The following is a 12,292-nucleotide window of genomic DNA, read 5'->3' on the forward strand; positions in this document are numbered from 1 at the left end:
CGGCGCCATGGCATTGTCAAAGGCTCAGGGTCTTCTCGCCGCGCGAGATACCGGAGACACCGGAGCGCACCACTTCGAGCACCGAGGCCGGCCCGATCGCCTGGAGGAAGCCATCGAGCTTCGATGCATCACCGGTGATCTGCACCGTGTAGGCGCTGGGCGTGACGTCGACAATCTGCGCACGGAAGATGTCGACGGTGCGCTTGATCTCCTCGCGCGCGCCGGCCACCGCCTTGAGCTTGACCAGCATCAACTCGCGCTCGATGTGGGCACCCTCGGTCAGGTCGACCAGCTTGACCACGTCGATCAGCTTGTTGAGGTGCTTGGTGATCTGCTCGATGATTCGGTCGTCGCCGTTGGTGGTGACGGTCAGCCGTGAAAGGCTGGCGTCCTCGGTCGGCGCTACGTTGAGGGTTTCGATATTGAAGTTGCGCTGCGAGAACAGGCCGACCACACGGGAGAGCGCGCCGGGCTCGTTCTCAAGCAGAATCGAGATGATGTGGCGCATCAGGTTCTCTCCGTCTTGGACAGCAGCATGTCGTTCATCGCCCCGAGCGGTACCTGCATCGGGTAGACGTGCTCGCGCGGGTCGACGTGGATGTCGAGGAAGACCATCTCGTTTCTGTCACGGAAGGCTTCGTCGAGCGCGCCCTCGAGCTCCTCTGCGCGGGTCACGGTGATCGCCTTGAAGCCATACGCCTCGAACAGCTTATGGAAGTCCGGCAGCGATTCCATGTAGGACTGAGCGTGGCGGGCCTTGTAGTTGAGGTCCTGCCACTGCCGCACCATGCCGAGCGACTGGTTGTTCAAGTTGACGATCTTCACCGCGATGCCGAACTGCCGGCAGGTGGAGAGCTCCTGCATCATCATCTGGAAGCTGCCCTCGCCGGTGAACAGCACTACCTGCTCCTCGGGGAAGTTGAGCTTCACACCCATCGCCGCGGGCAGGCCGAAGCCCATGGTGCCGAGACCGCCCGAGGTGATGAACCGATGGGGTTTGTTGAACTTGTAGTACTGGGCCGCGAACATCTGGTGCTGGCCGACGTCGGTGGCGACGAAAGCATCGCCCTGGGTCGCGCGGTGCACCGCCTCGACCACCTGCTGGGGCTTGAGCAACTCGTCCTGGGCCGCGGGCTCGTAGAGCCGACCGGCGCGGCTCGCACGCCAGGCGTCGATCCGCTCCCACCAGGGCGCGAGCTGCTGCTCCCGCGTGGTGACGTCCTTCTCGCGATCGCCGAGCAGACCGAGCATCTCGTTGAGCACGCTGGCAGCCGCACCGACGATCGGTACATCGGTGGGCACGGTCTTGGAAATCGAGCTGGGATCGATGTCGATGTGGATGATCTTGGCGGTCGGGCAGAACTTGGCGACGTTGTTGGTCACCCGGTCGTCGAAGCGCGCGCCCACGCAGAAGATCAGGTCCGCATGATGCATCGCCTGGTTGGCTTCGAAGCTGCCGTGCATCCCGGGCCAGCCGAGGCACTGGCGGTCGTTCTGGGGATAGGCGCCAATGCCCATCAGCGAGGTGATCACCGGGAGCCCCAAGCGCTTGGCGAGGTCGGTGAGCGCATCGCTCGCCTCTCCGGTGATCACGCCACCACCCGCGAACACCACCGGCCGGCGCGCCTCGAGGATCAGCTCGATCGCCTTCTTGATCTGCCCGCCGTGGCCGCGGAATGCCGGGTTGTAGGAGCGGATCTTGACCTTTTTCGGATAGACGTACTCATAGCGCTCGGTCGGCGCAGTCATATCCTTGGGAATGTCGACCACCACCGGCCCCGGACGGCCCGAAGCGGCGATATAGAACGCCTTCTTCAACACCGTGGGAATGTCCGAGGGATAGCGGATCGAGAAGCTGTGCTTCACGATCGGCCGGGTCACGCCGACGATGTCGGTTTCCTGGAAGGCATCCTCACCGATCAGGTGGCTTGCGACCTGGCCGCACAGCACCACCATCGGGATCGAATCCATGTAGGCAGTGGCGATGCCCGTTACCGCATTGGTCGCACCGGGCCCCGAGGTCACCAGCACCACCCCGGGTTTACCGGTGGCGCGAGCGTAGCCATCGGCCATGTGAGTGGCGGCCTGTTCGTGGCGAACCAGGATGTGTTTGACGGCTTCCTGACGGAACAGCGCATCGTAGATGTGAAGCGCTGCGCCACCCGGATAGCCATAGATGTACTCGACGCCTTCGTCTTTCAGAAAGCGCGCGATCATGTCTGCGCCGGAAAGCAATTCCACGGATGAATCCTCTTGAGGTCTCGATCGCAATCGCGATGCAGTACGCATCGGAGTTCGAGGGCGGATGACCGCCTGTCACACGCCCTGGGCGCATGACACCTGATCGCCACAATGGCTGGACCTGGGGTCGGGGAAGAGCGCGCGCCACCATCGCAAGATGGTGGACGCGCGGCTTGCCACCCATGGCCCGGTAGGGCCTGCTCTCTCATGCGCAAGGCCGAGGGGGAGCTGTTCGGGAGGAAGGCGGGTGACGCCGTGGCCCGATGTAGGTCCTTTGACGAGCGAACGGTCGGTCAACCGCTGCAATGCTTGGCGGGGGGATTGCCCGCTCGCCATGCATGCTCGCAATCAGGAGGCTGCTAGACTCTACGACCCAAAAGAAAGTGTCAACATATAGCGCGCCATGCGCACAACATAAGCACGATTACCCAAATAAAACACAAAAAAGGAAACATTATCCCCCAATCAATGAAAAACCGGCATTATATTGCAGAGCAAAATTCGCTTTTCCCGCCCTGGATCAGCCCTCTCCGCTGAGCGGACGCTTGCCTATCCTGACTTTGGTCGAAGCGTTCCCGTACTACGCGCTAAGATGATGGCTCGGGCGTAGACAGCGAGCGCCCGAGCCCGCTTTCGCGCCCGGAGGATAGCCATGATCGATGCAGCGACGCAGCTGGAACTTCCCAACGTTCCGCCGCCCCCCGACGAGCTGTGGGGCGAGCTGTTCATCGAGGTCCAACGGCGCGGCCTGTTCGAAGACAGCAAGACCTTCGTCGACTTGGTCCCCCGTGACGCACCAGAGGCGGTGCTGCGTGAGTTCGCCCGGCTGCAGGCCGCCGGCTCGCCGAGCGACGAAGCCCTTGGCGGCTTCGTCGAGACCCACTTCGCCCCTCAGGACGCCGAGGATGTCGAGCTCAGCCACCAGCAGGGCGATCGCCTCGGCGAAGACTGCATCAACAGCCACATCGATACCCTCTGGCGCGTCCTTACCCGGCGCCCCCAGGCCAGCGACAACCCTTACTCCTCGAGGCTGCAGCTGCCCTACCCTTTCGTGGTGCCCGGCGGGCGATTCAATGAAATCTACTACTGGGATTCCTACTTCACCATTCTCGGCCTGCAGGAAAGCGAGCGCTCCGACCTGATTCGCGACATGGTAAACAACTTCGCCTACCTGATCGACGAGTTCGGCCATATTCCCAACGGCAACCGCAACTACTTCCTCAGCCGCTCGCAGCCGCCCTACTTCGCCGACATGGTCGACCTGCTCGCGCTGATCGACGGCAACGAGACCTATCGCCTCTATCTGCCTCAGCTGGAAGCGGAGTACGCCTACTGGATGGATGGCGCCGACGACCTGCCGCCGGGCGAAGCGTACCGAAGGGTGGTGCGGCTCGCGGACGGCGCGCTGCTCAACCGCTACTGGGACGACGCCGACAAACCGCGCCCCGAGTCCTATCGGGAGGATCTAGAGACCGCCCACGACGCGCCAGAGCGGGACGAGCGCCAGGTCTGGCGCGATCTGCGCGCGGGCTGCGAGAGCGGCTGGGACTTCACTTCGCGCTGGCTGACCGACGATCACCGGCTATCGACGATCCGCACCACCGCGATCGCGCCGATCGATCTCAACTGCCTGATGCATCATCTGGAAGCGACGCTCTACAAGATTCATGAAAGCCTCGGCCATGCCAACCGCGCCGAGTTCTACCATGAGCGCCATATCCAGCGCCGCAATGCGTTGCTGGCCCATTTCTGGGACGAGGAACAAGGGGTCTTCGGCGATCTGCTGTGGCAAGAGTGCCAGCTCACCGGCGTACTCAGCGCCGCCTGCTGCTACCCGCTCTACTATGCGATCGCCACTCCCGACCAGGCGCGCGCCACCGCAGCCACTTTGGAAACTCAGCTGCTCGCCGACGGAGGCCTGCTGACCACCACGATACGCTCAGGCCAGCAGTGGGACGCTCCCAACGGCTGGGCGCCGCTGCAGTGGGTCTCAGTCATCGGTCTGCGCCACTACGGCGAGCACGACCTGGCGGCCGAGATCGCGCGACGCTGGATCGGCTGCAACGTCGATTACTATTACCGCCGGCGCAAGCTGATCGAAAAATACGATGTCGTCACCGGCGACACCGCCAGCGGCGGCGAGTATCCCGCTCAGGACGGCTTCGGCTGGACCAACGGCGTTCTGAGCGCGCTGCTGGCTCTCTATCCCGAACACCACCCCGGCCACTGCGCCTGAGCCAGCCGGCTGCGCAGGCAAGCGAACGCCCCTGGACGATCATCGTCCAGGGGCGTTTACGTTGCGTTTCGCAGTCCTACTTGACCAGCGTCAGCTGTCCTTCCTCGGCATCTACCTTGATCGTATCGCCGGGGCCGAAGCGGCCGGAGAGCAGCGCCTGGGCCAGCGGGTTCTCGAGCCGGGTCTGGATCGCTCGCTTGAGCGGGCGAGCGCCATAGACCGGGTCGAAGCCGACCACTGCGAGCTGGGCCATCGCTGCATCGGAGACCTCGAACCCGATATCGCGATCCTTGAGACGGCCGCGCAGGCGCTCGAGCTGGATCGAGGCGATCCGCTGGATCTGCTCCTGACCGAGCGGGTGGAACACCACCACTTCGTCGATACGGTTGATCAGCTCGGGGCGGAAGTGCAGCCCGACCACGTCCATCACCGCATTTTTCATCTCGGCATACTGCTCTTCCTGCCCGGCGAAGCGTTGGATCACATCGGAGCCGAGATTCGAGGTCATCACCACCACGGTATTGCGGAAATCGACCGTGCGACCCTGCCCATCGGTCAGGCGGCCGTCCTCGAGCACCTGAAGCAGGATGTTGAACACATCCGGATGGGCCTTTTCGACCTCGTCGAGCAGCAGCACCGAGTAGGGCTTACGCCTGACCGCTTCGGTGAGATAGCCACCCTCCTCGTAACCTACGTAGCCCGGAGGCGCACCGATCAGCCGCGATACCGAGTGTTTCTCCATGAACTCGGACATGTCGATCCTGACCATCGCCTCTTCGGTATCGAACAGGAACGCAGCCAGCGCCTTGCACAGCTCGGTCTTGCCGACCCCGGTCGGGCCGAGGAACAGGAAAGATCCGTTGGGACGATTAGGGTCGCCGATCCCCGCGCGCGAGCGGCGCACCGCGTTGGAGACCGCTTCGACCGCTTCTTCCTGGCCGACCACCCGCTGATGCAGCGCTTCTTCCATCCGCAGCAGCTTGTCGCGTTCGCCCTCGAGCATCTTCGACACCGGGATACCGGTCCAGCGCGAGACCACCTCCGCGATCTCCTCCTCGGTGACGTTGGCGCGCAAGAGCCTGAGCGGGGTCTTCTCGGCCTCGCCGGCCTCGCTGATCTTCTGCTCGAGCGTCGGGATCACCCCATACTGGAGCTCGGACATCCTGCCCAGGTCGCCGGCCCGCCGAGCGGCCTCGAGATCGATACGCGCCTGCTCGAGCTCGGATTTGAATTGGGCCGCGCCCTGCAGGCTCGCCTTCTCGGCCTTCCATACCTCCTCGAGATCGGCGTACTCACGGCCGAGCTCCTGGATCTGCTCCTCGAGCAGCTCGAGACGCTTGCGCGTCGGCTCGTCGGTCTCTTTCTTCAGCGCCTCGCGCTCGATCTTGAGCTGAATCAGCCGCCGCTCGAGACGATCCATCGACTCAGGCTTGGAGTCCATCTCCATGCGAATCCGCGAGGCCGCCTCGTCGATCAAGTCGATCGCTTTGTCGGGCAGCTGGCGGTCGGCGATGTAGCGGGTCGAGAGCTTGGCCGCGGCGATGATCGCGCCGTCGGTGATATCGACACCATGGTGGACCTCGTAGCGCTCCTTGAGCCCGCGAAGGATCGCGATGGTATCCTCCTCGGAGGGCTCGTCGACCAGCACCTTCTGGAAGCGGCGCTCGAGCGCGGCGTCTTTCTCGATGTACTTGCGATACTCATCCAGCGTGGTCGCCCCGACGCAGTGCAGCTCGCCGCGCGCCAGCGCGGGTTTCAACATATTACCGGCATCCATCGCCCCATCGGCCTTGCCCGCGCCGACCATGGTGTGCAGCTCATCGATGAACAGGATCACTCGACCCTCTTCCTTGGCCAGCTCGTTGAGCACCGCCTTGAGCCGCTCCTCGAAGTCACCACGGAATTTGGCCCCGGCGAGCAGCGCGCCAAGATCGAGCGAGAGCACCCGCTTGTCCTTGAGCGACTCAGGCACCTCCCCGTTGATGATCCGCTGGGCCAACCCTTCGACGATGGCGGTCTTGCCCACCCCGGGCTCGCCGATCAGCACCGGATTGTTCTTGGTCCTGCGCTGCAGTACCTGGATGGTGCGGCGAATCTCGTCATCACGACCGATCACCGGATCGAGCTTACCGCTCGCCGCGCGGGCAGTGAGGTCCATGGTGTACTTGTCGAGCGCCTCGCGCTTTTCTTCGGCACCGGCATCGTCGACGCTGGCCCCGCCGCGCAGCGAGTCGATCGCCGCGCGCACGCTCTGCTTGCTCAATCCCGCGTCGCTGAGCGCACGCCCCACCGCGCCACCGGCTTCGAGCGCAGCGAGCAGCGTAAGCTCGCTGGCGATGAACTGGTCATTGCGACTCTGCGCCTCACGGTCGGTGAGGTTGAGCAGCTTGGCCAGCTCCTGGCTCATCGAAACGTTGCCGTCGAACTGCTTGAGCGTAGGCAACTCCTCGAGCTGATGGGTCAGCGCCTGCTTGAGCCGCGCGGGATCGCCGCCGGCTTTCTGCACCAGCGCACGGAAGCCGCCATCGCGCTCGTCGAGCAGCGCCAGCAACAGGTGCACCGGTTGAAGTTCGTTGTGACCCAGCCCGACCGCGCGCGACTGGGCATCGGCCAGCGCGCTCTGCAATTTAGTGGTGAGGCGATCCATTCTCATGCGTGTTTCTCCTTGACACCTGGGCGTGTCGCGCTGATCCAAAGCTTAGTTCGGGATGAGCGGACCGTCAGCGGTGCGAAGCGGGAATTCGGCCCGGCGCGAGCCGGGTCCTGGAAGTGACAGCAACCATGATGAGGGCGAGCCGGGAAGTTTCAAGCGGCAAGGGGTTGACAAAACGCCGCAGGATGAATCTTTCGCTACTGACTCAGCCCTTGAGCCAGATCACGCTGGCCATGCGCCCGGTCTGGCCATCGTCGCGCCGCCATGAATAGAAACGCGCATCCGAAGCGGTGCAGAAGTGCCCCCCGCCGATCGACTCGAGCCCAAGTCGTTCGAGGCGTAGTCGCGCCAACCGGTAGAGGTCGGCCATGTAGTGCTCGAGTCGGTAAGGGCTGACCTCGAAGGCGGCCTCGGCCTCGGAATCCTGCTCGACGAAGGCATCGAACACCTCCCGGCCGACTTCGTACTGCGCGTTGGAGATCGCAGGCCCCAGCCAGGCAAGCAGCTCGGAGGGATGGCAGCGGAGCGCCGCCACGGTCGCCTCGAGCACTCCGCCGGCGAGCCCGCGCCAGCCGGCGTGGGCGACGCCCACCCGGGTGCCGGCGCGATCGCAGAAGAACACCGGCAGGCAGTCGGCGGTCATCACCACGCATGCGTGGCCTTGGTCGAACGCCACCGCGGCATCGGCCTTGGGTGGCGCGGTACCTGCCGGTGGCAGCGTCGTCGCCACCTCGCAACCGTGGGTCTGTTCGAGCCAGAGCAGCGGCCGGGGGTCGTTGATCCGCAGTGACAGCATCCGCCGACAGGCATGGACGGTGTCGGGGTCGTCGCCAACGTGGGCGGCGACATTGAAAGCGTCGAACGGAGGAGCGCTCGGGCCCAACTCACGCGTGGTGACGAAGGCGCCCACGGTGCTCGGCGCGGGCCAGTCGGGCACGAGCATGCGCGGCTCGCTCTGGTCGAATTGATGCGACACGGCGCTATTGATCATCCTGGTCCTCGTTTGCAGGTCGCTCGCTGGGCTCAAACGATGCCGGCGTCCTCGAGGAGCGCGGCGATCAGGTCTTGCAGATCCGCCGGCGGCGATGCCTCGAAACGCAGCGTCTCGCCGCTCGCCGGGTGCCGGATGCTCAACCGGCGCGCGTGCAGGGCCTGGCGCGAGAAGCCGCGAAGCCGCTCCTTGAGCACCTCAGAGGCGCCCGCGGGGAACTTGAGCCTCCCGCCGTAGACCGGGTCGCCGACCAACGGCAGCTGCCGATGCGCCATGTGCACGCGGATCTGATGGGTGCGGCCGGTCTCGAGCTTGCAGCGCACCAGGGCGTGGGCGCGATAGCGCTCCACCACCCGATAATGGGTCACCGCCGGTTTGCCACCCGCCACCACCGCCTGGCGCTTGCGGTCCCTGGGATGGCGACCGATCGGCGCATCCACCCGGCCACCGGAGATCGGCGTACCGACCACCACTGCATCGTACTCGCGCGACACGCTCCTGTCCTTGAGCTGCTCGATCAGCGAACGCTGGGCAAGCAGGCTCTTCGCCACCACCATCAGCCCGCTGGTGTCCTTGTCGAGCCGGTGGACGATGCCCGCACGTGCCAGCTGGATCTGCTCCGGCAAATGGTGGAGCAAGGCGTTGAGCAGGGTACCGTCGGGATTGCCGGCGGCGGGATGGACCACCAGGCCGGCCGGTTTGTCGATCACCAGCAGCTCCTCGTCCTCGAACAGGATCTCAAGCGCGATGTCCTGCGCCTCCCAATCGCCGGCGGGCTCCAGTTCGGCGGACAGCGTCAGGAGCTGACCGCGCAGCACCTTGGCGCGCGGCTTGACCGTCTCGCCATCGAGGGTCAAAGCGCCCTCGCCGATCCAGGCCTTGAGGCGCTCGCGGGAAAAATCTCCGAACAGTTGGGCGGCGGCCTGGTCGACACGCAGCCCGCTGAGCTCCTCGGGGACGATGTACTGCTGTTCGATTCGCTCGGGCATGGGCTGGGGAAACTCCTGGCTCGACAAACGGCGGCTGAGCGTATCACCGGCATCCGCGTCGAAGCGGGACGGTGTTCTAACGTCGCACGGTGTTTTATAGTGGGGCGGCTTTCCGCGCAGGAGAAGCCGGCAGAGGCCGGTTTTCCCGCTCGCGCGGCAATCCCGATGATGTACAGCGGCGGCGAATTCTATCATGTGCGCCGCGGTTTGCCCGACACGAGGAAGATGATGCGCGCCTTTCAACTGAGTGCTCTCGCGCTGGCCGCCGCCGTGCTGGTCGGTTGCGCCAGCAGCGACACCCAGGATTCGATCCCCGACGTGCCAGAGCAGCAGCTCTACCAGCAGGCGCAGCAGTCCCTGGACAATGGCCGCTACTCCGCCGCGGTGACCCAGCTCGAAACCCTCGACAGCCGCTATCCGTTCGGCGACTACGCCCAGCAGGCGCAGCTCGAGCTGATCTACGGCTACTACCAGATCAGCAACTGGGAATCAGCGCGCGCCGCCTCGACCCGGTTCATCCGCCTGCACCCGGATCATCCGCAGGTCGACTACGCCTACTACATGCGCGGCCTGGCCGCCTGGCAGGCCGGACGGTTCAGCCTCGAGGGCCTCGACCTGATCGACATTTCCAAGCGCGACCTCGGCTCCACCCGCGACGCCTATGCCGACCTTGGCGAGGTGGTGCGCCGCTTCCCCGACAGCCCCTACGCCGCCGATGCTCGCCAGCGGATCATCTATCTGCGCAACGTGCTCGCGCGCAGCGAGCTGCAGGTCGCTGACTTCTACCTGCGCAAGCAGGCCTACGTGGCAGCGGTCGAGCGCGGACGCTGGGTGATCGAACACTATCCGCAGGCGCAGGGCAGCGATGACGCCCTCGCCGCGATGATCGAGGGCTACATGGGGCTGGGCATGACCGACCGCGCCCGTGAGACCCTCGCGATCCTGATCCACAATGCGCCAGACTACTCACGCCTCAATGGCCAGACCTTCCAGCCGCGCTACGTGGGCGGTAGCCTTTCGCTCGAAGGCTGAGCACTTGCAGACCACCGTCCCGGCGGCAGCCGGGACGAGGTCGTAGTCTCAGTCCCCCGGCTTCCAACCGTTGACGATCGGGTAGCGCCGTTCACGTCCAAAGGCGCGCTTGGAGACTCGCACCCCCGGCGCGGATTGACGGCGCTTGAATTCATTGCGATCGACCAGCGCCACTACCCGCTCGACCGCCTCGCGCTCGAATCCTTCGGCGACGATCGCCTCCAGGCTGTGATCCTGCTCGATGTAGCGCATGAGGATCGCATCCAGCGTCGGATAGTCCGGCAACGAATCACTGTCCAGCTGCCCCTCGGCGAGCTCCGCCGAGGGCGCGCGCTCGATCACCCTCGGCGGAATCACCGGCGCACCGTGCTCGCCCTGGGCGTTACGCCAGCGTGCAAGGCCATAAACCTGGGTCTTGTAGAGATCCTTGAGCACGCTGTAGCCGCCGACCATATCGCCATACAGCGTGGCATAGCCAACCGCCATTTCGCTCTTGTTGCCAGTGGTCAACACCATCAGCCCACGACGGTTGGCCAGTGCCATCAACAAGGTGCCGCGCACCCGCGCCTGGAGGTTCTGCTCGGTGACATCCTGGGCCGAAGGCGGATCGAGCGAGGCGAAGCTCTCGCCGAGAATCGCATCGAGTGCCTCCACCGCTGCACCGATCGGCAGTTCCTCGAAGGCGACACCGAGGCCATGCGCCTGCGTCGCCGCATCGTCGCGCGACATATCGGCGGTGTAGCGATACGGCATCATCACCGCCCTGACCCGCTCAGGGCCGAGCGCATCCACCGCGACCGCGAGCGACAGCGCCGAGTCGATACCGCCGGAGAGCCCCAGCACCACACCGGCGAAACCGCTCTTGCGCACGTATTCACGCAGGCCCACCACCAATGCGCAGTAGAGGGACTCCTCGTCCTGCGCGATCCGCGCTCGTTCACCGGGCGCCAGCTGCCAGCCGCTCCCCTCATCGACCAGCCGCAGCGGCATCAGCCCCTCTTCCCAGGCTGGCGCCTGGACCTGGATCCGGCCATCGCTATCGAGGGCGAACGAGGCGCCATCGAAAACCAGGTCGTCCTGCCCGCCCACCTGGTGGACATAGGCGATCGGGGTCGAGATCGCGCGCGCCCGCTGCGTGATCACCGCGATACGCTCATCGAGCTTGCCGAGATGCCAGGGGGAGCAATTGAGCGAGAGCAGCAGATCGACCTGGCCGGCGTAGCCGGCGGCCGGCTCGGTGAGCCACAGGTCCTCGCAGATCGAGAGTCCGAGGCGAACGCCCTGGTGTTCGATCACGCAGAGCGCATCGCCGGCGGTGAAATAACGCCGCTCGTCGAACACCCCATAGTTGGGTAGCGCCTGCTTGGCGTACTCGGCGATCCACTCCCCGTCGCGCAGCGCTCCGGCGAGATTGTAGAGCTGGCTTCCACGCAGGCCTGGATAGCCGATCACCACCAGCACCCCTGGCACCATGCGGCTTGCCATCAGCGCGCGGGCCTTGCTCACGCGGGCTTCGAGCGCCTCGCGCAGCAGCAGGTCCTCCGGCGAGTAGCCGACCAGGAACAGCTCGGGGAACACCACGACGTCGGCATGATGCTCGATGCTCGCCTCTCGCACCGCCTCCACCGCCCGCACGGCGTTGCCTTCGATGTCGCCGACCAGCGGGTCGCACTGGGCCATCACTGTGATCAGTTGCCGCATTTTAGTCCTCGTGCCGCTCGCCGGGAGCGCTTTCATCGCGTCGAGATTCCCTGACGCGGTTTGTCAACGACGTTGCCATCGACATCCCGCCAACGACATTGTGTTGGTATAGTAACCGCGCATCGCGGCGCTACTTTGCTCTTATTGTGATCTTTGCCACGACGCTGTCAAAACCGCCGTATCACTTTCAAGGAGTGCCGCCCGATGCTGCGCCTGCTGATCCTGGCCGCACTGATCTATCTGCTCTACCGGTGCTACCGTCACTATCGCCGACTCCAGTCGCGCGCCGAGACGAAGGCGCCGCGCAGCATTGCCTCGATTCGCTGCTCCCACTGCGGCCTGCACCTGCCTGCCAGCGAGGCGGTACGGGCGGCGGATGCTTCGCATCACTACTACTGCAACTCCGAGCATGCGCGACTCGGGCCAAAGCCACCACGCAGGCACTGAGG

Annotated in this window: 9 protein-coding genes; 3 read left to right on the plus strand and 6 right to left on the minus strand. The window is 64.9% G+C overall.

Annotated elements, in window-relative coordinates; all coding sequences use genetic code 11:
* Window positions 1–16: 16 nt before the first annotated feature.
* Together ilvN and A5892_RS19100 are read right to left on the minus strand one after the other, a co-directional pair.
* Complete coding sequence (ilvN, locus tag A5892_RS19095; RefSeq protein WP_064124129.1) at window positions 17–508, minus strand: acetolactate synthase small subunit; 492 nt, start codon at window positions 506–508, stop codon at window positions 17–19.
* Complete coding sequence (locus A5892_RS19100) at window positions 508–2,241, minus strand: acetolactate synthase 3 large subunit (protein WP_064124130.1); 1,734 nt, start codon at window positions 2,239–2,241, stop codon at window positions 508–510. The genes ilvN and A5892_RS19100 overlap by 1 nt, the downstream gene beginning before the upstream one ends.
* Window positions 2,242–2,893: 652 nt before the next feature.
* On the opposite strand from A5892_RS19100, the gene treA reads away from it, so the two are divergent.
* Window positions 2,894–4,477, plus strand: a complete 1,584-nt coding sequence (gene treA / locus A5892_RS19105; RefSeq protein ID WP_064124131.1) for an alpha,alpha-trehalase TreA — start codon at window positions 2,894–2,896, stop codon at window positions 4,475–4,477.
* 76 nt (window positions 4,478–4,553) lie between these two features.
* On the opposite strand, the gene clpB is transcribed toward treA, so the two are convergent.
* From clpB to rluD, 3 genes are all read right to left on the minus strand, one after another.
* The gene (clpB, locus tag A5892_RS19110; protein WP_064124132.1) at window positions 4,554–7,130 is read right to left on the minus strand and encodes an ATP-dependent chaperone ClpB; all 2,577 of its coding nucleotides are present in this window, start codon (window positions 7,128–7,130) and stop codon (window positions 4,554–4,556) included.
* A gap of 205 nt (window positions 7,131–7,335) precedes the next feature.
* Window positions 7,336–8,121 carry a peptidoglycan editing factor PgeF gene (gene pgeF, locus A5892_RS19115; protein WP_064124133.1) on the minus strand — a complete coding sequence of 262 codons (786 nt, stop codon included), beginning with the start codon at window positions 8,119–8,121 and terminating at the stop codon, window positions 7,336–7,338.
* Between the two features lie 32 nt (window positions 8,122–8,153).
* Entirely contained in the window at window positions 8,154–9,110 is a 957-nt protein-coding gene (gene rluD / locus A5892_RS19120; RefSeq protein ID WP_064124134.1) for a 23S rRNA pseudouridine(1911/1915/1917) synthase RluD, read from the minus strand.
* Window positions 9,111–9,338: 228 nt separating this feature from the next.
* On the opposite strand from rluD, the gene A5892_RS19125 reads away from it, so the two are divergent.
* A complete protein-coding gene (locus A5892_RS19125; RefSeq protein WP_064124637.1) occupies window positions 9,339–10,142 on the plus strand; it encodes an outer membrane protein assembly factor BamD in 804 nt (267 codons plus the stop codon).
* A 48-nt stretch (window positions 10,143–10,190) separates the two neighbouring features.
* Here the strand turns inward: A5892_RS19125 and A5892_RS19130 are convergent, their stop codons facing one another.
* Complete coding sequence (locus A5892_RS19130; RefSeq protein WP_064124135.1) at window positions 10,191–11,843, minus strand: NAD+ synthase; 1,653 nt, start codon at window positions 11,841–11,843, stop codon at window positions 10,191–10,193.
* Between the two features lie 204 nt (window positions 11,844–12,047).
* On the opposite strand from A5892_RS19130, the gene A5892_RS19135 reads away from it, so the two are divergent.
* Entirely contained in the window at window positions 12,048–12,290 is a 243-nt protein-coding gene (locus A5892_RS19135; RefSeq protein WP_064124136.1) for a PP0621 family protein, read from the plus strand.
* Window positions 12,291–12,292 lie beyond the last annotated feature (2 nt).

It is taken from the genome of Halotalea alkalilenta (assembly GCF_001648175.1).
Taxonomy (GTDB): Bacteria; Pseudomonadota; Gammaproteobacteria; order Pseudomonadales; family Halomonadaceae; genus Halotalea; species Halotalea alkalilenta_A.